The organism is Bifidobacterium pseudolongum subsp. globosum (genome assembly GCF_000741295.1).
Lineage (GTDB): Bacteria > Actinomycetota > Actinomycetes > Actinomycetales > Bifidobacteriaceae > Bifidobacterium > Bifidobacterium globosum.
In genome coordinates this window covers 113,520-137,486 of the sequence record NZ_JGZG01000001.1, presented here as the reverse complement: position 1 = coordinate 137,486, position 23,967 = coordinate 113,520, and the positions used below count along the sequence as shown (strand labels likewise).

Annotated in this window: 19 protein-coding genes, 1 pseudogene and 1 riboswitch; of the genes and pseudogenes, 12 read left to right on the top strand and 8 right to left on the bottom strand. The window is 64.8% G+C overall.

Annotated features, from left to right (window positions below):
* Positions 1–170 precede the first annotated feature (170 nt).
* The 8 genes and pseudogenes from BPSG_RS00560 to thiM form a co-directional block, all read right to left on the bottom strand.
* Positions 171–1,769 carry a glycoside hydrolase family 32 protein gene (locus BPSG_RS00560; protein ID WP_051592148.1) on the bottom strand — a complete coding sequence of 533 codons (1,599 nt, stop codon included), beginning with the start codon at positions 1,767–1,769 and terminating at the stop codon, positions 171–173.
* Between the two features lie 96 nt (positions 1,770–1,865).
* Positions 1,866–3,113, bottom strand: a complete 1,248-nt coding sequence (locus BPSG_RS00555) for an IS30 family transposase (RefSeq protein WP_051894161.1) — start codon at positions 3,111–3,113, stop codon at positions 1,866–1,868.
* 59 nt (positions 3,114–3,172) lie between these two features.
* On the bottom strand, positions 3,173–4,501 hold the full coding sequence (locus tag BPSG_RS00550; protein ID WP_026644066.1) for an MFS transporter: 1,329 nt from the start codon (positions 4,499–4,501) through the stop codon (positions 3,173–3,175).
* A gap of 212 nt (positions 4,502–4,713) precedes the next feature.
* Positions 4,714–5,769 carry a LacI family DNA-binding transcriptional regulator gene (locus tag BPSG_RS00545; protein ID WP_026644065.1) on the bottom strand — a complete coding sequence of 352 codons (1,056 nt, stop codon included), beginning with the start codon at positions 5,767–5,769 and terminating at the stop codon, positions 4,714–4,716.
* A gap of 70 nt (positions 5,770–5,839) precedes the next feature.
* A complete protein-coding gene (locus BPSG_RS00540) occupies positions 5,840–6,202 on the bottom strand; it encodes a thiamine-binding protein (protein WP_033502249.1) in 363 nt (120 codons plus the stop codon).
* Positions 6,203–6,259: 57 nt separating this feature from the next.
* Positions 6,260–7,099, bottom strand: a complete 840-nt coding sequence (thiD, locus tag BPSG_RS08910; RefSeq protein WP_306821063.1) for a bifunctional hydroxymethylpyrimidine kinase/phosphomethylpyrimidine kinase — start codon at positions 7,097–7,099, stop codon at positions 6,260–6,262.
* Between the two features lie 117 nt (positions 7,100–7,216).
* Positions 7,217–7,786: pseudogene (locus BPSG_RS08905) on the bottom strand (thiamine phosphate synthase); the annotation flags it as partial.
* 29 nt (positions 7,787–7,815) lie between these two features.
* Entirely contained in the window at positions 7,816–8,706 is an 891-nt protein-coding gene (gene thiM / locus BPSG_RS00530) for a hydroxyethylthiazole kinase (RefSeq protein ID WP_033502251.1), read from the bottom strand.
* A riboswitch (TPP riboswitch) is annotated at positions 8,698–8,805 on the bottom strand. It overlaps the preceding gene by 9 nt.
* A gap of 140 nt (positions 8,806–8,945) precedes the next feature.
* On the opposite strand from thiM, the gene BPSG_RS00525 reads away from it, so the two are divergent.
* From BPSG_RS00525 to BPSG_RS00475, 12 genes are all read left to right on the top strand, one after another.
* The gene (locus BPSG_RS00525; RefSeq protein WP_026644061.1) at positions 8,946–10,421 is read left to right on the top strand and encodes a glycine--tRNA ligase; all 1,476 of its coding nucleotides are present in this window, start codon (positions 8,946–8,948) and stop codon (positions 10,419–10,421) included.
* Positions 10,422–10,587: 166 nt separating this feature from the next.
* A complete protein-coding gene (dusB, locus tag BPSG_RS00520) occupies positions 10,588–11,817 on the top strand; it encodes a tRNA dihydrouridine synthase DusB (RefSeq protein WP_080699278.1) in 1,230 nt (409 codons plus the stop codon).
* Between the two features lie 154 nt (positions 11,818–11,971).
* Positions 11,972–13,216: a cell division protein FtsZ gene (ftsZ, locus tag BPSG_RS00515; RefSeq protein ID WP_026644059.1), complete on the top strand. Its 1,245-nt coding sequence runs from the start codon at positions 11,972–11,974 to the stop codon at positions 13,214–13,216.
* Positions 13,217–13,250: 34 nt separating this feature from the next.
* Positions 13,251–13,721: a cell division protein SepF gene (locus tag BPSG_RS00510; protein WP_022858047.1), complete on the top strand. Its 471-nt coding sequence runs from the start codon at positions 13,251–13,253 to the stop codon at positions 13,719–13,721.
* 53 nt (positions 13,722–13,774) lie between these two features.
* On the top strand, positions 13,775–14,065 hold the full coding sequence (locus BPSG_RS00505) for a YggT family protein (RefSeq protein WP_022858046.1): 291 nt from the start codon (positions 13,775–13,777) through the stop codon (positions 14,063–14,065).
* 115 nt (positions 14,066–14,180) lie between these two features.
* Entirely contained in the window at positions 14,181–15,725 is a 1,545-nt protein-coding gene (locus BPSG_RS00500) for a DivIVA domain-containing protein (RefSeq protein WP_026644058.1), read from the top strand.
* 20 nt (positions 15,726–15,745) lie between these two features.
* Positions 15,746–16,270 (top strand): signal peptidase II, encoded by a 525-nt coding sequence (locus tag BPSG_RS00495; RefSeq protein WP_051592103.1) that lies wholly within the window; start codon positions 15,746–15,748, stop codon positions 16,268–16,270.
* A 2-nt stretch (positions 16,271–16,272) separates the two neighbouring features.
* Positions 16,273–17,217 carry an RluA family pseudouridine synthase gene (locus tag BPSG_RS00490; protein WP_026644057.1) on the top strand — a complete coding sequence of 315 codons (945 nt, stop codon included), beginning with the start codon at positions 16,273–16,275 and terminating at the stop codon, positions 17,215–17,217.
* Between the two features lie 149 nt (positions 17,218–17,366).
* Positions 17,367–17,525: a hypothetical protein gene (locus BPSG_RS08585; RefSeq protein WP_155266382.1), complete on the top strand. Its 159-nt coding sequence runs from the start codon at positions 17,367–17,369 to the stop codon at positions 17,523–17,525.
* A 212-nt stretch (positions 17,526–17,737) separates the two neighbouring features.
* Positions 17,738–21,298, top strand: a complete 3,561-nt coding sequence (gene dnaE, locus BPSG_RS00485) for a DNA polymerase III subunit alpha (protein ID WP_026644056.1) — start codon at positions 17,738–17,740, stop codon at positions 21,296–21,298.
* A 102-nt stretch (positions 21,299–21,400) separates the two neighbouring features.
* Positions 21,401–22,783, top strand: a complete 1,383-nt coding sequence (gene hisD, locus BPSG_RS00480) for a histidinol dehydrogenase (protein WP_022858041.1) — start codon at positions 21,401–21,403, stop codon at positions 22,781–22,783.
* The gene (locus BPSG_RS00475; RefSeq protein WP_026644055.1) at positions 22,780–23,967 is read left to right on the top strand and encodes a histidinol-phosphate transaminase; all 1,188 of its coding nucleotides are present in this window, start codon (positions 22,780–22,782) and stop codon (positions 23,965–23,967) included. Before hisD ends, BPSG_RS00475 begins: the two co-directional genes overlap by 4 nt.

Below are 23,967 nucleotides of genomic sequence, written 5' to 3'. Positions count from 1 at the left end.
AAGGTGAGGAGTCTGCCGCCGCACGGCCAGAAAAGCTGATTCGCCGCGTCCAGTGGATGCGACAACGCCCGATGATAGCCCGTACGGTGGGCAATGGCAAGGAAACGCGGCCGCCGGCCGTCCCCGGGAATGCGCCTGGGGACGTACGGCGGCCGCGTTGCAGGGGAACGTCAGGAGTCGAGTCCGATGTTCATCAGTGTGTGGACCTTCAGCGAGTCGATCTTCATCGCCCCGGATTCAGCGACGAGCTTGATGGCGCGAGGTCCCTCCGCCGCGAAGGAGTAAGAGCTGAGCACCTGGTGGCCGTCGTTGACGTAGACCTCCACGCAACCGCGGTCGATGAACACGCGCAGGTCGAGCTTGCCGCTGGCAAGCTCTTCGTCGCTCAGCGGGGCGGTCCGGTATCCCCTGTCGCCATTGGCGACGTTCTGCCGGTCCACGACCACGCGGCCGAGCTGGTCGTCGTAGATGACGGAGGTGTAGTGGCCGTCCTCGGTCGCGTGCACATGCAGTCCGGCGCGTTCCGCACCGGTGGCCTCCAAATCGATCGTCATCTCGATCTCCACGGCCTCCACGTCGTCGGCGAGCGTCGTCTCCTGATTCGCCTCGACGAGCATTTCTCCGTAGTTCGTCGTCGTGACGCGCAGCCCCTCGAACTCCTTGCACGGCGCCGTATGCAGGTCGCCGTCCTCGCCGAGCGTGATCTCGCGCATGAGCGTCATGTTGCCGCACCAGCCGTCCTGCTCCATCGGGATCGGCGGTGTGAACGGGCTCATCCAGCCGAGCAGGAGCTGACGGCCGTCGACGGTGAAGGACTGCGGCGCGTAGAAGTTGTGTCCGCAGTCCCACAGGCGGAACTCAGTCTCGGGTTCGAACATGCGTCCGGGGGCCCAATTGCCGATCATGTAGCCGGCGTTGTTGAGGTTGCGGTTCATGAACCCCTTTGGCTTGGCGCCCATCGCGGAGAAGCCGATGACCCATTTCTCATTGCCGTCGGCGTCGGTGATGGGGAAGAAGTCGGGGCATTCGAGCATGAACACGTCCGGGTCGGGGTGTTCGAAGAGCACGCGGTCGAAGCTCCAGTGGACCATGTCGTCCGACGTGTACAGCCACATCTGGCCGCGCTTCTCCTTTGAGGAGACACCGAAGGTCATGTACCATGTGTCGCCGGTCTTCCACACCTTCGGGTCGCGGAAATGATGGTCGACCTCATCGGTCGGGCAGTCGATGATCATGCCGCGCTTCGTGAACGTCGTCATGCCGTCGTCGTTCGGCTCGGCGAGCATCTGGACCTGCCAGTCGCCGCCGGTGTTGTCTTTGCCGTTGGCCCAACGGTGGCCGGTGTAGTAGATCTTCGGCTTGCCGTCGTCGCCGATGACGGCGCTTCCGGAGAACACGCCGTGGCGCTCCTGTTCGAGGCTCGGGGCGAAGGCGATCGGCTCGCGTCGCCAATGCAGCATGTCGGTGGACGAGACATGGCCCCAGTGCATCGGGCCCCATTTCGTGCCGTACGGATGCAGCTGGTAGAAGACGTGCCAACGCCCGTCGTAGCGGCACAGGCCGTTGGGGTCATTGATCCATCCGCCGTTCGACGCGATGTGGAAGGTAGGGTACCAGCGGTCGTTGCGCACTTCGCGCAGCGCCTGCACGCCGGCTTCGGCGCGCGCGAGGGCCTCTGCGTGGTCGGCGATCGGGGTGAGCACCGGATTGGGCAGTTCGCCGGTCCCGGAGTTGGTTTCGGTGGGTGTGTTGAGGATGGTCGGTGCCATGATGGTCCTTTTCGAAGTGGTGCGGATTGGGGGGGGGGGAAAAAGGGTGGGGTGGATTCTAATGGTCGTTGCAACACGTCCTTGTGATTGTATGCTTTATTGAGCGTATTCCATGGCATTGAGAAGTTCGATGATCCGTTCGCTTGGCTTGGCCCAGTCCAGTGTTTTGCGTGGTCTGTCGTTGAGCTCGTCGGCCACTGCATCGAGGTAGTCCTGACTGTAGGCGGACAGGTCTGTTCCTTTTGGAAAGTACTGGCGCAGCAATCCGTTGGTGTTCTCGTTCGTGCCCCGCTGCCATGGGCTGTGCGGGTCGCAGAAATAGACCTGCATGTCAAGGGACGCGGTGATGTCGCGATGCAGCGCGAGCTCTGCGCCCTGGTCCCATGTCAGGGAGTTGAGCAGCGGCGCGGGAAGCTGGCCCATCTTGGTGATGATGGCCCGTTGCACGTGCTCGGCATCGTGACCGTCGGGCAGTGCGAGCAGGACGGTGTAGCGGGTGGTGCGCTCGACCAGCGTGCCGATCGCGCTCTTGTTGGACGTCCCGCAGATCAGGTCGCCCTCCCAGTGTCCCGGTACGGCACGGTCCTCGATCTGTGCGGGCCGTTCGCTGATCATGACCATCGGCTCGCGGAAGCGCGGCCTGCGCGACTGGCCGTCGCTGCGGGAGCGCCTGACTGCGCGCCCCTTCCTGAGGGCGTTGCCGACCTGCCTGCGCAGTTCGCCGCGCGGCTGGACGTAGACGGCCTGATAGATGGTCTCGTGGCATGCTCGCATATGGTCATTATCGGGGTACTCGCGTACGAGGCGGTTGCTGATCTGCTCGGGGCTCCAGTGCCGCCTGAGCCCTGCGGCCACATATGCGTACAGGTCGGTTCCGGGCCTGATCTTGCGCCGCTTGGGACGGGGCCTGCGCGATGCCGCCAGCTGATCGGCGCGGTGCGGTCGGTACCCGCCGTCTGCCGGATGGGCATTGCGGCGCAGCTCGCGGCTGACCGTCGACGCGCTGCGCCCGAGGCGCCGGGCAATGCCGCGCACGCTTGTGCCGGACCGGCTCAGGTCGGCGATCTCGATGCGCTCGTCGATGCTCAGATAGCGCGATGACACAGTGGTTGTGCTGTCTTTCACCCGTCCACCATACCAATCGACCAGAGGCCTTTCGTTGCGTCCGTTCGAACGGGTTCGCCCGTTGCGCCACACCTTTCCCGTGCGCTTGGAGACGCCGACCGCGTGCGCTGCCTGGGTGAAGTTCAGTCCTTCCTCAAGCAGCTGCACATACCGGGCGCGCCGGGCCTCCTGCATGTCTCGAAGCTTCCCGTACTGCACGCCCTCGAACTCGTATGCCATCGCTGCAACCTCCGACTCTCGATGGTGTTGCAACGACCACTAGAATTCGCCGTGGGGCGTCACATGTCCTCGTCATCGGCGGCGAGGCGCGCCTCGTCCTGGGCGAGTGAGGGCAGCGGCTGTTCGGAATCGCGGATGAACGGGTCGCCGTCCACCTGCTCGTCGTCCCGCTTGATGACGAAGAAGCCGTAGATGACCGCGCACAGCACGATGCCGGAGATCGTGAGGAACGTCGTGCGGTCACCGAGCCGGTCATGGAGCATGCCGAGCGGGGCGGAGAAGACGACCTGGCCGATCTGCGAGGCGATCTGGAAGCCGACCATGTACAGGGTGGCCGAAAGCTTCGGGTTGAAGTGCAGGGTGAAGTAGCGGAAGGCCGGCAGGCAGAACAGCGGCACTTCGATGGCGTGGAACATCTTGACAATCGAGATCATGACCGGGTCGTGGAAGATGCCGCACAGGCCGATGCGCAGGAACATGACGGTGCCGCCGAGCAGGAGTGCGTTGCGCACGCCGATCTTGCGCATGATGATTGGCACGACGCCCATCATGGCCGATTCGCAGAACACCTGCACCGAGTTGAGGATGCCGTAGACGGTGTTGCCGGTCGCTTCGGTGGGGAAGAGCGAGGCGTAGTAGGTGGGGAACATCTGCTGGTCGAACACGGTGTAGAACGTGTTGGTGAGCAGCATGAACACGATGAGCACCCACAGGGCCGGCATGCGCAGCACCTTGACCATCTCTTTGAGTGAGGGGTTGGTGGGCTCCGCGTCCGGTGCCGATTCCTCCTTGAGCGCCGCGCGCTGGTCGGCCGGGTACCACGTGAGGTACACGATGAGCATGCCGACGCCGAACGCCGAGCCGAGCCAGAAGTTGATCATCGGGTTGATGTTGAATACGATGCCGGCGACGAGCGCCACGATCGCGTAGCCGAAGGAGCCCCAGGCGCGCGACTGGCCGTATTCGAAGTTGAACTTGCGGCTGTACCGTTCGGTGACGGCCTCGATGAGCGAACAGCCGGCCATGAACCCAGCGGACAGCACGATGGAGCCGATCATTGCGGCGGCCATCATGTTGGTGCGCATGAGCGGCGCGTAGATGAACTGCACGAAGGGCCCGACGAGCGCCGCGATCGTGGAGATTGCGAGCACGAGATGCCGTTTGAGGCCCAGATTGTCTTGGATCAGGCCGTAGCAGAACATGAGCACAAGGGTGGCGAGTGAGTTGATGGAGTAGATGGTGCCCACTTCGGCGCCGTTGAGGCCCATGGAGTTGAGCCAGCGCTGGAAGAAGGACCACCAGATGCCCCATGAGCAGAAGAAGAGGAAGATGCCGAATGAGCTTTGCAGATAAGAAGGGTTCTTCCACAGTTTTGCGGTGCGGGTCATGTGAAACCTCGTTGTTCGGTGCCGTCGTCGGCGTGGCTGGGGGTATCGGTGCTTCGTGTGGCTGCAGCGCCGTGAAGTCGATAATGCCAGTATAGAGTGTCAAACGATTGACGTCAAACGATTGACGAAAGATGCGCATGAAGCCGGCAGCGATGAAACGCATAATGTCAATCGTTTGACGGGAATTCGGTGATGTGACTGAAGGGGTCGGGTCAATCCGTCGGCGTGTCGCGCACCGAGTCGCGCTCGATCAATGTGCAGTGGATCATGGCGGGCGTGGGGGCATCGAGCGGCGGCATCGGGGCGGTTGTGGCTGGCCACCGCACGTCTTCGGCGGGGGAGTCCGCGAGCATCGAGATGAGCTTCGTGGCCGCCCAATACCCCATCTCATAATGCGGCAGCTCAACCGTCGTGAGCTGTGGCGAGAACGTCTCGCTGACGACCGGGTGGTTGTCCACGCCCACGACCGAGACGTCCTCGCCAATCGTGAGTCCGAGCCGCGCGGCGCATTCATAGACATACCATGCGCGCGAATCGTTGAAGCAGAACACGCCGTCGGGCCGCTGCTCGTCGAACAGCCGCCCCACCGTGCGCAGCGCCTCGTCGTTGTACAGCACGTCGCACACCAGTTCGCTGCGGTACGGGATGCCGGCGTGTTCAAGCGCCTGTCGATAGCCTTCGAGGCGCAACCCCTGTGCCACAAGCGGTGCGGTGCACCCGATGTACGCGATGCGCGTGAGCCCCGCGTCGATCAGGCGTTGCGTGGCATCGCGTCCGATGCGCACCTCGTCGGGCACGATCGCGGGGAAGCGGTTGTGCGCGTCGGTCGCGTCGGCGAGCACAAGCGGGTAGGAGGCGAGGCTTTCGGGAATGTCGGACACGCGGTTCGACATCGTGGAGAACAGGAACCCATCCACGCCATAGCGGTGCAGGGTGGCCACCTCCTGCTCCAGATTGACCTTGCCGTCGGCGTTCACCGTGGTCAGCAGATACCCGGCTTCGCTCGCAGCTTCCTGCGCGCCCAGGATGATGCCGCCCGCATACGGGGTGGTGGCGACCTCCATGCTGACGAATCCGAGCATGCGCGTGCGGCTCGTGCGCAGGGACCGCGCGAGTGGGTTCGGCCGGTAGTCCAACGCGCGCGCGGTGTCGCGCACCCGCTGCGCGATCTCTGTCTTGACGCGCCCGCTGTCGCGCCCGTTGAGCACGAGCGAGACGGTGGATACCGAAACGCCGGCCCGCTGTGCCACTTCCTTCATCGTCGTCATGGCTTCTACGATAGAACGGCAGGTGGAATGCCACCTGCCGTTCTCTGTACTGGGTAAGGAAGACCCCGCCCTAAGCCTTGTCGATCAGTTCGTCCACAAGGCGCGGTTTCTCCTCGAGCTGCCCGCTGAATCCGGGGCGGATGTCGAGTTTGAGGCTGACGCCGGTGCGGTAGCCCTGGCCGGCGAGCGCCATCGCGGCGTCGCGCACGACGCGCAACACGCTGTCGAGGTCGCCTTCGATGTTGGTGAACATGGCGTTCGTCTCATTGGGCAGTCCGGATTCGCGGATCACGCTCACGACCTGCGCCACGTAGTCACTCAGTTCGGCGCCCACGCCGCTGGGCGCGATTGCCACTGCGGCCACAGTGTTGATGACCGGCTTGCCGGTCTCGGGGTCCAACGGCACTTCCTGCCGTTCGGCATAACGGTCCATGATGCTCCTGTTCGTTCCTTCGGCGGCACACGCCGATATGAATGGTGATGTGCGTGCTCAGTGCTGCGCCCAGCCGTGGTCCATCGGCCCCGATCCGGCGCCAAGGTCGAGCATCGCGCGCAATGCGCCGCTCACATACGCCTTGGCATGCGTGATCGCGTTGCCCAGCGGTTCGCCAAGCGCGAGATGCGCGGCAATCGCCGACGACAGCGTGCAGCCGGTGCCGTGGGTGTTCGGGTTGCCGATGCGCTCGCCGGCGAACCACTGCGTGGCGCCGTCGGGCAGTGCGAGCACATCGTTGGCGTCCTGCGTGCCATGGCCGCCCTTGACGAGCGCTGCGCAGCCGAACCGTTCGGCGAGCGCCCGCGCCGCGCGCTCCATGTCTGCTGCAGACGAGATCTCTGCTCCGGTGAGCGCCTGCGCTTCGGGGATGTTCGGCGTGATGAGCGCGGCGAGCGGGAAGAGCTCGCGCGTCATTGTGCGCACAGCGCTGCTGTCGGCGAGCGAAGAGCCCGACGTGGCGACCATGACCGGGTCGACCACGACATTCTCGGCATGGTGGTCACGCAGCGCGGCCGCCACCGTTTCGATCTGGTCGTCGCCGACGATCACGCCGATCTTCACGGCAGCGGGGCGGATGTCGGTGAACACGGAATCGATCTGCTCGCGCACGACGGCGGGGTCAACCGGTGCGATGAGCTGCACGCCGGTCGTGTTCTGCGCGGTGATGCCGGCCACGACGCACATGCCGTACACGTCGTTCGCGAGCATCGCCTTCAGGTCGGCGGCGATGCCTGCGCCGCCCGACGAATCGGTCGTCGCGATTGTCAGCGCGGCGGGCAGCGTGTGCGGGTCGGCCGTGTGCTGCGCATAGCCGTGCCGCGTGTCGCCGCGCACGGCGAGCCACGCGTTGACGAGGTCCTGGGTGGCTTGCTCGGGGTCGTGTGCGGCGGCGATCGCCGACACCACGAACCAGCCGTCGGCGTAGGTGCCGGCGAGCATCGGCACATCCTGCACATGCACGCCGCCGCCGACGACGAGCGGATAGAGGCTCGCCTCGCACAGCGCGTTGATGCTCTGCGCGCTCTGGGTGCCTGTGGTGCCGTCGGCATGGGTGACGACGCAGTCGGGCTTGGTGGCCGTCTCATGCAGCGGGCCGGCGCCCAGATAGTCGATCGTGCCGCCGGGCAATGCGTTGGCTGCCTCGACCTCGTCGAGCGTCTTCGCGGACAGCCCGATGATCGCGTCGTTGCCCAGCAGGCGCCGCGCCTCAAGCGGGCTGAGGTCCTGTTGGCCGATGTGCACGCCGTCGACCTTGATGCCGCGGTGGCGCGCCTCGAGGGCGGCGTCCACGCGGTCGTCGATCACGAAAGCGACGGAATCCTCGAGATGGTGCTCGCGGATCTCGTGCGCGATGCCTTCGGCCATCAAGACGATCTGCGCGACGTCGGCGTGCTTGGCGCGCAACTGGATGAAACTCGCGCCGCCGTCGAGTGCCTTGGCCACCACGTCGAGCAGCGTGCGGCCCGCGCAGTCGTCGGGGCCGACGACGAAGTAGAAGCGCAGGTCGAACGAACCGCGCATTGAGGGGTAGGGGAATGTTGCGGCCATGCTCACGCCTCCCAGATGGTCGACGACGCCACGTCGTCGGCATCGGTGTTCCACAACGCGTCGAGGAAGGCGGTCTGGAACGAGCCGGGGCCGTCCGAAGCGGCGGCCGCGCGTTCGCCGGCGCGCTTGAACAACAGCGAGGCGGCGAGCGCGGCCACAAGCGGGTCGGCCACACACAGGTACGTGGCCACCACGCCGCCCAGGGCGCAGCCGGCGCCGGTGATCTTGGTCATCATCGGGTCGCCGCCGGGCAGGCGGTACGTGCGCTTGCCGTCGGTGACCAGATCGGTTTCGCCCGAGACCGCCACGGCGCCCAGGCCCTCGGCGTCCTTGGAACGCAGGTACAGGGCCAGACGTTCGGCGGCACGGGCGGCGGTGTCCACGTCGTCGGTGGATTCCACGCCGGCCGGCCCATGCGCGCCGTCGTCGGCGGGGCCGGCGTGCTCTGGGTTCCACATCGATTCGAGCGTGAGGATCTCGGAGGCGTTCGCGCGCACGACCGCCGGAGGCACGTCACGCATGCCGTCGAGGATCCGTGTGCGCGTGGCGCCGAGTCCGGCGGCCACCGGGTCGAGCACCCAACGGTGGCGCTTCTCGTGCAGCGCCTTGGTGATCTCGCCGAGCGCGTCCTTGTAGAACGGCAGCAACGTGCCCACGTTGATGTAGGTGGCCCCGCTGATCGCCGCGATATCGATCACGTCGTCGGGCAGGAAGCTCATCGCGGCGGTGCCGCCTGCGGCGAGCTGCGCGTTGGCCACAAGGTTGATGGTGACGAAGTTCGTGAATGACTGTGCCATCGGCGTGTCTGCGCGCACCGATTCGACGGCGGCACGGATGGCTTCTCGGAGCGGGCTCGAGGCCGGCACAGTGGTGGTGGATGGTGATTGGTTCATAACAATGCTCCCTACGATGGCGTTACCCAAACAGGTTCAAAGGGTCAGGCGGCATGCCTCTCTCAACTTCCCCAAGCGGAAGTTCCCCTGCACGTACCGAACCTATAGGGCGCTTGGGACACGCGGCGTGGGCGCGTGGCGTTTCACGATGTTCCACGCGTGACATCGGGTGTCACCGTGTGCCGGTAGGCTTGGGGGCTTGTACAAGACCCCAAACCGTTCAAACCAGAAGGTGCATTGTGGCTAATTCCAAACTTGATGAAGTCGTCTCCCTCGCCAAGCGTCGAGGCTTCGTATTCCCGGCCGGCGAGATCTACGGCGGCACGCGTTCCGCCTGGGACTACGGTCCGCTCGGTGTGGCGCTCAAAGACAACATCAAGCGAGAATGGTGGCGTGCGATGGTCGTCACGCGCCCGGACGTGGTGGGCGTCGACACGTCGATCATCCTGCCGTCCGCCGTGTGGGTGGCCTCGGGCCACGTCTCGGTGTTCAACGACCCGCTCATCGAATGCCTCACGTGCCACAAGCGCCACCGCGCCGACAAGCTCGAGGAATCCTACGCCGAAAAGCACAACGACCAGATGCCGCCGAACGGCCTGAAGGACATCGTGTGCCCCGACTGCGGCACGCGAGGCAACTGGACCGAACCGCGTGACTTCAACATGATGCTGCGCACGCACCTGGGCCCGGTCGAGGACGACAACTCGCTGCATTACCTGCGCCCGGAGACCGCGCAGGGCATCTTCGTCGACTTCAAGAACGTCATGACGAGCTCGCGCTCCAAGCCGCCGTTCGGCATCGCGAACACCGGCAAGAGCTTCCGCAACGAAATCACGCCCGGCAACTTCATCTTCCGTACACGCGAGTTCGAACAGATGGAGATGGAGTTCTTCGTCGAACCCGGCACCGACGAGGCATGGCAGCAGTACTGGATCGACGCGCGCACCCAGTGGTACCTCGACCTCGGTGTGAAGCCCGAGAACCTGCGCCACTACGAGCATCCCAAAGAGAAGCTCGCGCACTATTCGAAGCGCACCGTCGACATCGAATACCGCTTCGGCTTCCAAGGCTCCGACTGGGGCGAGCTCGAAGGCATCGCGAACCGCACCGACTTCGATCTGGGCGCGCATTCCGAGCATTCCGGCGAGGACCTGAGCTACTTCAACCAGGCGACGGGCGAAAAGTACATCCCGTACGTCATCGAGCCGGCGGCCGGCCTGTCGCGCTCGCTCATGGCGTTCCTTGTGGACGCCTACGACGTGGACGAGGCGCCAAACACAAAGGGCGGCGTCGACAAGCGCACGGTGCTGCGCCTCGACCCGAGGCTCGCCCCGATGAAGGCCGCCGTGCTGCCGTTGAGCAAGAAGCCCGAATTGCAGTCGATCGCGCAGGACCTGGCCAGTGACCTACGCCTTAACGACTGGATGATCGACTACGACGAGTCCGGCGCGATTGGCCGCCGTTACCGCCGCCAGGACGAAATCGGCACGCCGCTGTGCATCACCGTCGATTTCGACACGCTCGACGACCAGGCGGTCACGATCCGCGAACGCGACACGATGCAGCAGGAGCGCGTGGCGCTCGCGAACGTGGCCGAATATGTGGCCAAGCGCATCAACGACAAGCGCACGCGTGTGCCGATGAAGCCCGTCGAGATGGGCGGCGAGGCATGGCCTGACAGCGTGCACATCGCCACCGCTGGCGGCCTGTACTGACCGCGCCGGCGCCCGCACGCCACGGCCGCAATTGCCCACAGACGCCCCCGCGCGCCGTGGGCAATTGCGATGTCGGCGGCGAGTGGGCGGCGCGCACCGCACGTTTTTTCAGGAATCTCTCAGGCCGCGTCTGTACGCTGGCTCGCGACCGCTCGAATGGGGATGCATGCACGAAACAGTAGTGAATACCGCCAATGAGACGACGCAACTCGATCCGAGGACGGACAGTGCGCCGGCCCGGCTCGACCATGCGCTCGCACCGGTGCGGCTCGGTCCGCTGACCGTCGGCACGCCGGTCATGCTCTCGCCGATGGCCGGCGTGACGAACTGGCCGTTCCGCGTATTGTGCGAGGAATACGGGCCCGATGGGCTGTATGTGGCGGAGATGATCACGGCGCGCGCATTGGTGGCGCGCAATCCGAAGGCGCTGCGGCTGTGCCGATTCGCGCCGAGCGAGCATCCGCGCTCGCTGCAGCTGTACGGCGTCAATCCGGCGATTGTGGAACAGGCGGCCCGCATCGTGGTCGACGAATCGATGGCCGACCATGTGGACCTCAACTTCGGCTGCCCTGTGCCGAAGGTCACGCGCAGGGGAGGCGGGTCCGCGCTGCCATGGAAGACGGACCTGCTCGAAGAGATCATCCACCGCGTGGTGCGCGTGTGCGAACCCGCTGGCATACCGGTGACGGCCAAATTCCGTGTCGGCATCGACCATGACCACGAGACGTTCCTCGAATCCGGCCGCATCGCGCAGGGCGAGGGTTGTGCCGCGGTGACGCTGCACGCGCGCACGACGGCCGAATACTACGGCGGGCACTCCGATTGGACGCGCATCGGCGAGCTCGTGGAGCATCTGGACATCCCGGTGTTCGGCAATGGCGACATCTGGGGCGCCGACGACGCCGTGGCGATGGTGAACGAGACCGGCTGCGCCGGCGTGGCGATCGGCCGCGGCTGCCAAGGCCGCCCGTGGATCTTCGCCGACATCCGCAACGCCTTCGAAGGCAGCGACGCGCGCGTGCGCCCCACACTCGGTGAGGTCGGCGCCGTCGTGATGCGCCATGCGCGTCTGCTCGTCGAGTTCTTCGACGGCGATGAGCGGATGGCGGTGCACGACCTGCGCAAACACATCGCGTGGTATCTCAAGGGGTTCCCGGTCGGCGGATCCGTGCGCGCCGCGTTCATGGGGTGCGAGAGCCTCGCCGAAGTGCAGGCGATCATCGATGGATTGGACCAGCGGGCTCAACTGCCGGAGCGCATCGTGGATAAGCCCAGAGGCCGTGTTCGCTTTGCGAAAAAAGTCCATCTTCCCTACGGCTGGCTGGAAAGCCGGCGAACCACGCACGCCGAGCGTGAGCAACTGTTTGGAGACGATCCGATGGATGCGGAGTATTGATGCAACGCTGACCGGAACGTCGAAGAAAACCCCACACCAGCACACAACCGCATCTGCTGTATTGCGCAATGGATTGAAAACGGTGAAACACGTAACATTTATCGACCCGTCTGCGATAGAGTAGAGCAAGATACGTAAATGACAGGAGAATACCGTGAGCGAGATTGCCCAGACTGACAATTTCAACGACAAAACCAACATTAAGGTCGTCGGTGTCGGTGGCGCGGGCGGCAACGCAATCAACCGCATGATCGCAGAGGGGCTGCAGAATGTGGAATTCGTCGCCATCAATACGGATGCGAAGGATCTGCTGCGTTCGGACGCCGACGTCAAGATTTCGCTGAACGACGCTTCGAGCCGTGGCCTCGGCGCCGGAGCCGACCCGGAGAAGGGCGCCAAGGCGGCTCAGGACCACCAGTCCGACATTGAAGAGGCCGTCAAGGGCGCCGACATGGTGTTCGTGACCGCCGGCGAAGGCGGCGGCACCGGCACCGGTGCAAGCCCGCTCGTCGCGCGCGCGGCCCGCCAGCAGGGCGCGCTCACGATCGCAGTCGTCACCCGCCCGTTCTCGTTCGAAGGCCCGCAGCGCGCCGCTTCCGCCGCGATGGGCATCGAGAACCTGCGCAAAGAGGTCGACGCGCTCATCATCATCCCGAACGACCGCCTGCTTGAGCTCGCCGACCGTTCGATCGGCATCGTCGAGGCGTTCAAGACCGCCGACACCGCGCTGCTGGCCGGCGTGCAGGGCATCACCGACCTGATCACGATGAATTCGTACATCCACGTGGACTTCTCCGACGTCACGTCGATCCTGCGTGACTCGGGCACCGCGATGTTCGGCATCGGCTCGGCGCGGGGCGAGGACCGCGCCACGCAGGCCGCCGAGATCGCGATCAGCTCGCCGCTGCTCGAAGAGAGCATCGACGGCGCCAACGGCGTGCTCATCAACATCGCCGCAGGCACCGACCTCAAGCTGCAGGAGGCAACGCAGGCCACCGAGCTCATCCGCCGTTCGGCGCATCCGGAAGCGCAGATCATCTGGGGCCTGGCACTCGACGACGCCTATGGCGACGAGATCCGCGTGACCGTGATCGCCGCCGGCTTCGACTCGAAGGGCGAAAAGCCGAAGACGGCCGCCGCCCCAGCCAACCCCTTGTCGCACCAGCGCCCCGAAGATCCGGCGATCAAGCCGGTGAGCCACACCGGCAGCCTGCCGGCCATGATGACCTCGCCGGCCCCGAACGCCACGCCGATCTTCCAGACGGCGCCCGCGGAACAGCCCTCCCAGCCGGTTGCGCCACAGACGCCCGAAACGCCGGTGTTCGACCCGACCACAGGGCCGGACTATTACGGCTCCAACGACCCGGGCGACCTCGATATTCCGGAATTTCTGCGCTAAAGCACACTGAGACGAAGCGGAAAGGAACACCACAATGCCCGGGTTTATGAAGCGTACGATGTCCTACCTCGGTATGTCAGACGTCGTGCCCGAGGACGAAGACGAGTTCGTTGAGGAAGAAGAGAGCGAATCGTCATTCGATTCGGACCGTTCCGTGACCCCCATCCCGTCTACAGCGCCTGCAGCCGCCCCCACGAGCCGCAAGACCGCGGCCCCGTTCCAAGGGCGCGTGAGCCGCATCACCACCATCCATCCGAACTCGTACGAAGACGCCCAGATGGTGGGGCGCGCGTTGCGCGACGGCGTGCCGGTCGTGCTGAACCTGACGGGCGTGTCCGAGGCGGTGGCCTACCGCATCGTCGATTTCTCGTCCGGCGTGGTGTTCGGTGTGGCCGGTTCGATCGAACGCGTCACGCCGCGTGTATTCCTGCTGAGCCCCGCCCGCGTGGACATCGTGGCCGAGGAACCGGAGCAGAGCGCTGCGCGCGATTTGTTCTCGGAGTGAACAATGCAGCTGTACCCCCAAGCATGCTCCCAGCCTTACGGTAGGCTGGGAGCATGCTTGCTTCATTGGTCTCTGTATTGTTTCACATCATTGATTGGCTGATCGAAGCGTACATCACCGTATTGTTTGTCCGGATGATTCTCGATTGGGTGATGGTGCTCGCACCCCGCTGGCACCCGAGTGGCATTGTCGCTTCGCTGGTACGCATTGTGTATCGGCTCACCGAACCACCGTTGCGTTGGCTCCGCAGATACATCAAACCCATTCCGATGGGGCCGATTTATTTTGACACCAGTTTTTTGGTGCTATATTTCGTGCTGATTATACTACGGGTGCTGATTTAACGGGAATATCGGCAAAGAATATGGTGCGGAAACGCTGTTATCGCAGGTTCCGTGATAGCATCTGACATTAAGACTAACTTAGCCGGGCACAAGCCCAAAGCGAGGTGGAAGATATATGGCTCTTTTGACGCCTAAGGATATTCGGGAGCACACCTTTCAAACGGTGCGTTTCAAGGAAGGGTATGACGTTGACGAGGTAGACGACTTCCTCGATCAGGTCACTGAAACCGTTGAGGCTTTGGGCAGGCAGGCCGTTTCCGGCGGCCAGTCCACGCAGGCCCTCGGGCCAGATGTCTCGGCCCTCAATACCAAGATCTCCGAGCTGACCGCACAGGTGCAGTCACTTTCGCAGGAGAATCAGGCGCTCAAGGCCGCCGCTGCACAGGGGCAGGGCGAGCAGGCACAGGCGCAGATCGCCCAGGCGAACCAGGCCGCCCAAGCCGCGCAGGGCAAGCTCGCGGAGACCGAGGAGAACAACCGCGCCCTCGCCACGCAGAACGAACAGCTCAAGTCGCAGGTCGAGCGCCTGTCCGCGCAGATCGACCAGCTCACCGCCCAGGCCGCGCAAGACGCGAACCAGCCGGATCTGGCCGCCGAACTCAACTCGGTGCGTCAGGAGCGCGACCAGTTCCGCGCCGACACCGAGAACCTGCGCCGCGAGCTGAGCTCCGCACATGAGCAGACCGTGCGTGCGCAGCAGCTTGACGCACAGGTCAAGGAACTCGGCAAGCAGCTCGAAGAGTCCAAGCAGCGCGAAGAGCAGCTGCGCAACCAAGTGGCCAAGGTCGAGCCCGACACCGAGACCGGCAGCCTGCAGAAGATCAAGAGCGCCGCCGCCGCCGCCAACAGCGAGCCGGAGCGCGCCACCGCGATGCTCACGCTCGCGATGCAGCTGCACGACCAGTACGTCGATAAGGGCAAGGCCACCGCGAAGGAAATCACCGAGCAGAGCCAGCGCAAGTACGCCGAGACGATCGAGAAGGCGAACGAGTACTCGAGCCGCACGCGCACCGAGGCCGACGAATACAAGCAGCGCACGCACGAAGACGCCGACGCCTACAGCAAGCACACGCGTGAAGACGCCGACAACTACAGCAAGAGCGTGCACGACCAGGCCGACGCGTACAGCGAGAAGACGCGCCAGGAAGCCGACGCCTACAGCGACAAGACCCGCGAGGACGCCGACACCTACATGCAGAACAAGCACGCCGAAGCCGACCAGTATGTGGCCGACAAGACGACCGAAGCCAACAACTACGCCGAAACGAAGACGAACGAGGCCAACACTTACGCGGATTCCAAGGCGCATGAGGCCGACCAGTACGCCGAGCAGAAGCGGCAGGAAGGCGACTCCTACGCCCAGCAGAAGAAGGACGAAGCCGACCAGTATGTGTCCGACCGCCATCAGGAGATGGAGAAGTTCGAAGCCGACGTCAAGGGCCGTGCCGACGACTACAGCCAGACGACCCGCTCCGCGGCCGACGACTACGCCAACCAGGTGCGCGCCAACCTCGAGAACCAGTCCAAGGTCATCGAGGGCAACATCCAGGGCCTCAAGCAGTTCGAGACCGAATACCGTGCGCGTCTGACCGAGTTCCTGACCCAGCTGCAGGCGCAGGTCTCCGACACGAACAACTACAATTCCCTCGAAAACAACTGAGACGGATTGTGACTGAACACATTCAGCGGCAAAGACGGCCACGCACACGCGCGGCCGTCTTTGCGTGTATCACCGCAGTGGCACTGGTGGCCGACCAGCTCACCAAGGTCCTCGCCCAAACGTACCTGGCCGGCCACCGTTCGGTCAGGGTGATTCCCAACATGCTCTCCCTGACGCTTGTGCACAATCCCGGCGCATCGCTGGGCATGGGGTCGAACATGACATGGCTCATCGCCCTGCTGGCGATCGTGGCGTGCATCGTGCTCGTGCTGCTCGCGTCGAAAACCGATTCGATGCTGTGGACGGTGTGGTTCGCCTTGGCGTTCGCCGGCGCGTTTGGCAATCTGATCGACCGCTTTGCCTATGCGGACGGGTTCCTCAACGGCAAAGTCGTGGACTTCCTCGATTACGGCTGGTCCGTAGGTAATGTGGCCGACATCTTCCTGATGGTCGCCGGCGTGGGCATTGTGGTGACGATCCTGTGCAATGTGCCCTTCCGGTCCACCGACACCACCGAGGATGGCGCCACCGGCGAAAGCGAGTAGGCATGGGCACGATCATTCCCGCACCTGATGCACTCATCGGCCGTCGGTTCGACGTGGCCGTGGCCAAGATGATGGGGATCTCACGTGCCAAGGCGGCCGACCTCATCGAGACGGGCCAGGCCACGATCGTGGGACGCACGCCAAGCAAATCGGACACGTTGCAGCTGGGCGACCTTGTGGAGATCACCCTCGAGGAACGCGAGGAGCGTCCCGAACCGGTGGCCACCGACATGGCGATCGCCTATGAGGACGACGACGTGGTGATCGTCGACAAACCGGTCGGCGTGGCAGCCCACGCCTCCGTGGGGTGGACAGGGCCCACCGTGCTGGGGTCGCTGCTCGACCGCGGCGTGCATATCACGAGCCTCGGCGCGCCGGGCCGCCAAGGCATCGTCTCACGACTCGATGTGGGTACATCGGGCCTCATGCTCGTGTGCAAGTCAGATCTGGCCTACACCGAGATGCGCCGCCAGTTCGCCGAACATGAGGTGGTGAAGACCTACCACGCTCTGGCGCAGGGCAACCTCAAAGAGAACAAGGCCACCATCGACGCGCCGATCGGCCGCGCCAAGGTCTCCGACTTCCGGTTCTGCGTGACGCCAGCGGGCAAAGACGCGGTGACGCATTGGGATGTCATGGAACGCTTCGGTGAGGCGACACTCGCTTCGGTCAATCTCGAGACCGGCCGTACGCACCAGATCCGTGTGCATTTCTCGTCGATCGGGCACCCGCTTGTGGGCGACGCGATGTACGGGGCGAATCCCCGGCTCAGTGAGGAACTGGGGCTGGATCGCCAATGGCTGCACGCGATGCAGCTCGAGTTCCGGCACCCGCGCACGCATGTCACCACGGTCGTCACCTCGCACTATCCGGCGGACCTGCAGCATGCGCTTGACATGATGCGCGCGCATCACGCAGATCACTCCACGCCGTCCACGCCACAATAGTGCAGATGGTGAATCCGACAGTGGCACCCGCGGCGAGCATCCCAATCGGCAAGAGGCCGAACATCACCAGGATCATCGCGGGGCTCGTGTGCCCCGCGAACAGCGACTGAACGCCGAGCGCGAACAGCACGACCGTCACAATCACGGTGATGAGGCATGCCACGGCGCCGATCGCGCAGCCACGCGCGCGTGTCTGCAAGGCGGCCGGGGCACGGCCATGGCTTGACGCGGTGGCGCGCACAGTGGCGAAGCGGGGCATCGCCTGCATGGGCTGGGGGTACGGCGTCGGCGGTGTCTGTGGCTGGTGAGCGGTCCGGGGCGCCGGCCGGTTGGTCTGTGTTGCGTGTTCCATACGCCCACGCTAGCGGAGCGCCTTGCACGACGCAAACCGTGCGCGGGCTTGTGCATGGACGGCCCGAACGGCGTGTCGCCACGCCACGCGCCGCACCATGCGCATGGCGCGCAGCCGGTGCCGCGGACCCTTGCGCACCGTCATGCGAAACGGGTAGATTTGAACCTTATGGCTCAATCCGCAAACTTTGTTCAGCTGCATAACCACACGCATTATTCGCTGCTTGACGGCGCTTCGAAGATCCCGGATTTGGTCAGGTGCGCCAAGGACCTGGGCATGCCTGCGGTCGGCATCGCGGACCATGGCAACATGCATGGCGCGTATGAGCTGTGGAGCGAGGCGGTCAAGCAAGGCGTCAAGCCGGTTCTGGGCATCGAGGCGTATGTGACGCCGGAGACGGCGCGCGGCGACAAGTCGCGTGTGCACTGGGGCACCGAGGCGCAGAGAAGCGACGACGTGTCGGGTGGTGGCCTCTATACCCATCTGACATTGTGGGCGGAGAGTGACGAGGGCCTGGTCAACCTGACGAAGGCGTCGTCGGTGGCCAATCTCGAGGGCCGTGTGATGCGCTATCCGCGCATGGACAAGGACGTGCTCGCCACGTACAGCAAGGGCGTGATCTGCGGGTCGGGCTGCCCGTCGGGCATCGTGCAGACGCGCCTGCGCCTGGGGCAGTTCGACGAGGCGCTGCGCGCCGCCGGCGAACTGCAGGACATCTACGGCAAGGAGAACTTCTACATCGAACTGATGGACCATGGGCTCGAGATCGAGCGCCGTGTGACGAACGACCTGCTCGACATCGCCAAACGGCTCGGCGCGCCCCTGCTCGCCACGAACGACTCGCACTACGTGCACAAGGAGGACGCCGGCGCGCAGGATGCGATGTTGTGCATTAATTCGGGGTCCAAGCTTGATGAGCCGGGGCGGTTCAAGTTCGATGGCGAGGGGTATTACATGCGGTCGGCCGAGGAGATGCGGGAGTTGTTCCGGGACCTGCCCGAGGCGTGCGACAACACGTTGGAGGTGGCGGAGCGGTGCAATGTGATGTTCGACGACCATGAGGACGGCGCGTTCATGCCGCAGTTCCCGTGCCCCGAGGGCTGGGACGAGACCTCGCTGTTCTTGCGGAAGGTCGAGGAGGGCCTGGAGAGGCGCTATGACGGCAACGTGCCCGACCATGTGCTCAAGCAGGCGGATTACGAGTGCGGTGTGATCTGCCAGATGCAGTTCCCGGGTTACTTCCTGGTGGTGGCGGATTACATCCAGTGGGCCAAGGACCATGGGATCATGGTCGGCCCCGGGCGTGGTTCGGCGGCGGGTTCGATGGTCGCGTACGCGATGGGCATCACCGAGCTCGACCCGTTGGAGCATGGCCTGATCTTCGAACGGTTCCTCAACCCCGAGCGTGTGAGCCTGCCGGACATCGATGTGGATTTCGACCCGGAGGGCCGGTTGGAGGTCATCGACTACTGCCGTGAGAAGTACGGGCATGACAAGGTCGCGCAGTGCGTGATCTACGGCACGATCAAGACGAAGCAGGCGCTCAAGGACTCGGCGCGCATCATGGGCTACGAGTTCGCGATGGGCGAGAAGGTCACCAAGGCATTGCCACCGGCCGCCACCGGCGGCAAGGACGTGCCGCTGCACGACATCTTCGACCCGAAGGCCAAGCGCTACGCCGAGGCGCGTGAGTTCCGCGAGCTGTACGAGTCGGACCCGGACGTCAAGCGCATCACCGATGAGGCGATGGGCATCGAGGGCCTGATCCGCCAGACGGGTGTGCATGCGTGCGCCACGATCATGGGCTCGGAGCCGATCACGGACACGTCGCCCCTGTTGGAGCGCACGGACGGGACGATCACGACGACGTTCGAGTACCATACGTGCGAGACGCTGGGCCTGGTGAAGATGGACTTCCTGGGGCTGTCCAACTTGACGGTGATCGGCGACACGTTGAAGAACATCGCCGCCAACGGCAAGGATCCGATCGACTACACGAAGATCCCGCTCGACGACAGGGGGACGTACGAGCTGCTGTCGCGCGGCGACACGCTGGGCGTGTTCCAGTTGGATTCGGACGGCATGCGCGCCCTGCTCAAGAGCCTCAAGCCGGACAACTTCAACGACATCTCCGCGCTGATCGCCCTGTACCGGCCGGGCCCGATGGATATGGACTCGCACAACAACTACGCCAAACGCAAGAACGGCCTGCAACAGATCACGCCGATCCACCCCGAGGTGGCCGAACCGCTCAAGGAGGTGCTCGACGAGACGTACGGCCTGATCGTGTACCAGGAGCAGGTGCAGTCGGCCGCGCGCATCCTGGCGGGCTATTCGCTGGGCAAGGCGGACGTGCTGCGCCGCGCGATGGGCAAGAAGAAGCCCGAGGTGCTGGCCCGCGAGCAGATCCCGTTCTTCGCGGGCATGAAGGAGCACGGCTACTCCGAGGAGGCCGCGCAGGCGGTGTGGGACATCCTGGTGCCGTTCTCGGGCTACGCGTTCAACAAGGCGCATTCGGCCGCGTACGGGCTGATCTCGTACTGGACCGCGTATTTGAAGGCGCATTACCCGGTCGAGTTCATGGCCGCCCTGCTGCAGGGCGCGGCGAGCAACAAGGACAAGACCGCGCTCTACCTGGGCGAAGCGCGGCGCATGGGCATCAAGGTCCTCTCGCCGGACGTCAACGAATCCGTCTACGCGTACTCCGCCGTCGGCGACGTCGTGCGCTTCGGCCTCGGCGCCATCAGAAACGTCGGCGAGCAGGCGGTGAACGACATCATCGAGGAACGCAACGGCAAGCGCGGCAAATACGTCAACTTCCTCGATTTCGTGCGCCGTGTGCCGCTCAACGCGCTCAACAGGCGGCTCGTGGAATCGCTGATCAAGGCCGGTGCCTTCGACTCGATCGACCCGAACCGGCGCGCCCTGTTCACCGTGCACGAAGCGGCGATCGAATCGGTCGTAGACCTCAAGCGCAAGCAGGCGGCCGGCCAGTTCGACCTGTTCGCCGACGTGGACGGCGACGGCGAGGACGAGGACGCGATGGGCGACGCCTCGATCAGCGTGCCCGACGTGGAGGAGTGGGACAAGAAGACCAAACTCAACTTCGAACGCGAGATGCTGGGGCTGTATGTGTCCGACCACCCGCTTTCGGGCATGCAGTCCGTGCTCGCGAATCTGCGCGAGATGTCCATCGCGCAGTTCATCGACCGCGCCGACCGTCTGCCCGAACGCACACAGGTCGTGCTCGCCGGGCTGATCACCAATGTGGACCGCCGCATGTCGAAGAAGGGCAATCCGTGGGCGATCGTGACGATCGAGGACATGGAAAGCTCGATCCAGTGCATGATGTTCGGCAAGGTGTACGAAGCGGCGGCGGCCGACCTGGCCGTGGACACCGTGGTGCAGATGCGCGGCACGCCCGAAGTGCGCGACGAGACGGTGAGCATGCGTGCCACCGAGATGCAGGTGCCGTCGCTCGAAGCGGAGGACGAGCGTCCGGTGATCGTGACGCTGCCGTTGCACGCGCTGCAACGCGACCGCCTCGAGCAGCTCGGTTCGATTCTGTCGAACCATCCGGGCTATTGCGAGGTCAAGCTCGCCGTCTTCGACGACAACGGCAACGCGCGTGTCATGACGATGGGCGACCGGTTCCGCGTCACACGCGACACGAGCCTGTTCGCGGACATCAAGGTCGTGTTCGGGCCGAACGCATTGCTCGGTGCATGACGGCAAGAGCTCGGGTAGCCACATCGTGAGATGCGGCGACGCGTGAATCATGCTCGTGACAGGCCATTGTTACGATAGTGCGGTATGAGTGCTGAAAACTACATGCGCATCATTGACCTGCGCGGAAAAACCCTGACCCGTGCCGAAATGCTCGCCGCGATGCCGCGCGCTGAGATGGGCACCGACGAAGCCACCGAACTGGTGCAGCCGATCCTCGACAACGTGAAGCGCAATGGTGCCAAGGCGTTGCGCGAGTACGCCGAGCGGTTCGACCACGTGGTGCCGAAGAAGCTGCGCGTGCCGGCCGACGTGATGGACGCCGCGGTGGCGCAGCTCGACCCCGAGGTGCGCGCCGCGATTGAGGAGTCGATCCGCCGCGCCCGCGCCGTCGCGCAGAATCAGGTGCCCGAGGACTTCCACACCGATCTGGCCGAAGGCGCGCGCGTGTCCGAACGCTGGATCCCGGTGCAGCGCGTGGGCCTGTATGTGCCCGGCGGCAAGGCCGTCTACCCGAGCTCGGTCATCATGAACGCCGTGCCGGCGCAGGCGGCGGGCGTCGAATCGCTCGCGATCGCCACGCCGCCGAACCGCAACGACCCGGACGGTTGGCCGAACAAGACGATCCTCGCCACATGCGCGATGCTCGGCGTCGATGAGGTCTATGCCGTCGGCGGCGCCCAGGCGATCGCGATGTTCGCGTATGGCGCGACCGACGTGGACGACCCCACGAACCCGGTGTTGTGCGAACCGGTCGACAAGATCACCGGCCCGGGCAACATCTTCGTCGCCACGGCGAAGCGCCTCGTCTCCGGCATCGTCGGCATTGACGCCGTGGCCGGCCCGACCGAGATCGCGATCATCGCCGACAAGGACGCGAACCCCGAATTCGTGGCGGCCGACCTGATCGGCCAGGCCGAGCACGACGAGCTCGCCGGCTCGGTGCTGATCACCGACAGCCCCGAACTCGCCGATGCCGTGCAGGCGAGCCTGCTCAAGCGCGTGCCGCGCACCGAGCACGCCGAGCGCGTCGAGACGTCGCTGCGTGGCCAGCAGTCGGGCATCATCCTCACCGATTCGGTCGACCAGTCGATCGACGCCGCCAATGCATACGCGGCCGAGCACCTCGAAGTGCAGACCGCTGACCCCGATGCGGTGATCGCCAGGATCCGCAACGCCGGCGCCATCTTCCGCGGCCCGTATTCGCCGGTGCCGCTCGGCGACTACATGTCCGGGTCGAACCACGTGCTGCCCACCTCGGGCACCGCGCGCTTCGCCGCCGGCCTTGGCGTGCACACGTTCATGAAGCCGGTCGAAGTGATCGAATACGACGAGCAGGGACTCAAGGAGCTCGCGTCGCGCGTCAACGCGTTCGCCGTCTCCGAAGACCTGCCCGCGCACGGCGAAAGCGTGCTGACGCGCTTCGTGGCCGACCCATACGACAAAGAGACGCTCACGAGCCAGGAAGAGGAGGCAGGCCTTCGATGAACGAAGGGATGATTCCCGCGGATCTGCCGCTGCGCAACGACCTGATCGGCGAAGAGCCCTACGGCGCCCCGCAGATCGACGTGCCGGTGTGCCTCAATGTGAACGAGAACCCGTACCCGCCGAGCCACGCGGTCGTGCGCAGCATCGAAAAGCGCATCCGCGAGATCGCGCCGACGCTCAACCGTTACCCGGACCGTGAACACATGGAGCTGCGTCAGGCCTTCGTGGACTACTTGGCCAAGGAATCCCAAGCCTCGCTCACAACCGACCAGGTGTGGGGCGCGAACGGGTCCAACGAAATCATGCTCCAGATATTCCAGGCCTTCGGCGGACCGGGGCGCGCGGCGCTCGGCTGCGACCCCACGTATTCGATGTACCCGGAGTATGCGCGCGACACGTTCACCCAGTGGCGCACGGCCCCGCGCAACGCCGACTTCACCCTCGACGTGGACCGCACAATCGAGGCGATCCGCGCGATCGAGCCGTCCATCGTCATGCTCACGAGCCCGAACAACCCGACGGGCACGGCGCTGCCGATGACCGACCTGAAGCGGATCCTCGACTTCTGCCAGAACGCGCGCGTCGCGGGCGCCGCGCCCGGCGTGCACCCGATTGTCGTCGTCGACGAGGCGTACATCGAGTTCCGCGACCCGGGCACGCCGTCGGCCACAACGCTCGTCAATACGTACGCGAACCTCGCGGTGAGCCGCACGATGAGCAAGGCGTTCGCATTTGCGGGCGCGCGCGTGGGGTACGTCGCGGCCAGCGCGGGCATCATCGACTGCCTGCGCATCGTGCGCATGCCGTACCATCTTTCGGCGGTCACGCAGGCGACCGCGCTCGCCGGGTTCGACCACACCGACGACCAGCTCGCGCAGGTCGGCCATCTGCGTGAGCTGCGCGAGCAGACCGCGCAATGGCTCAGGGAGCAGACGTACAAGGGCGAGCCGCTCGAAGTGGCGCCGTCACAGTCGAATTTCCTCATGTTCGGCGGGCATTTCGACGACCGCGGCATGATCTTCGACGAGATGCTGCGCCGTGGCGTGCTCATCCGCGTGGTGGGGCCGGACGGCTGGCTGCGTGTGTGCATGGGCACCGACGACGAGATGGCACGGTTCCGCGAGGCGCTCACCGCATCGATGCGCGCCGTCGAGGAACAGACGAACCAAGCGAACCAGCAGTAA

Coding starts and splice junctions, on each gene's coding strand:
- BPSG_RS00510 (WP_022858047.1), top strand. CDS start 13,251: ATGCCCGGGTTTATGAAGCGTACGATGTCCTACCTCGGTATGTCAGAC.
- BPSG_RS00475 (WP_026644055.1), top strand. CDS start 22,780: ATGAACGAAGGGATGATTCCCGCGGATCTGCCGCTGCGCAACGACCTG.
- BPSG_RS00545 (WP_026644065.1), bottom strand. CDS start 5,769: ATGACGACGATGAAGGAAGTGGCACAGCGGGCCGGCGTTTCGGTATCC.
- dnaE (WP_026644056.1), top strand. CDS start 17,738: ATGGCTCAATCCGCAAACTTTGTTCAGCTGCATAACCACACGCATTAT.
- BPSG_RS08585 (WP_155266382.1), top strand. CDS start 17,367: ATGAGGCATGCCACGGCGCCGATCGCGCAGCCACGCGCGCGTGTCTGC.
- hisD (WP_022858041.1), top strand. CDS start 21,401: ATGCGCATCATTGACCTGCGCGGAAAAACCCTGACCCGTGCCGAAATG.
- BPSG_RS00500 (WP_026644058.1), top strand. CDS start 14,181: ATGGCTCTTTTGACGCCTAAGGATATTCGGGAGCACACCTTTCAAACG.
- BPSG_RS00555 (WP_051894161.1), bottom strand. CDS start 3,113: ATGGCATACGAGTTCGAGGGCGTGCAGTACGGGAAGCTTCGAGACATG.
- BPSG_RS00505 (WP_022858046.1), top strand. CDS start 13,775: ATGCTTGCTTCATTGGTCTCTGTATTGTTTCACATCATTGATTGGCTG.
- thiM (WP_033502251.1), bottom strand. CDS start 8,706: ATGAACCAATCACCATCCACCACCACTGTGCCGGCCTCGAGCCCGCTC.
- BPSG_RS00490 (WP_026644057.1), top strand. CDS start 16,273: ATGGGCACGATCATTCCCGCACCTGATGCACTCATCGGCCGTCGGTTC.
- dusB (WP_080699278.1), top strand. CDS start 10,588: ATGCACGAAACAGTAGTGAATACCGCCAATGAGACGACGCAACTCGAT.
- BPSG_RS00560 (WP_051592148.1), bottom strand. CDS start 1,769: ATGGCACCGACCATCCTCAACACACCCACCGAAACCAACTCCGGGACC.
- BPSG_RS00550 (WP_026644066.1), bottom strand. CDS start 4,501: ATGACCCGCACCGCAAAACTGTGGAAGAACCCTTCTTATCTGCAAAGC.
- BPSG_RS00540 (WP_033502249.1), bottom strand. CDS start 6,202: ATGGACCGTTATGCCGAACGGCAGGAAGTGCCGTTGGACCCCGAGACC.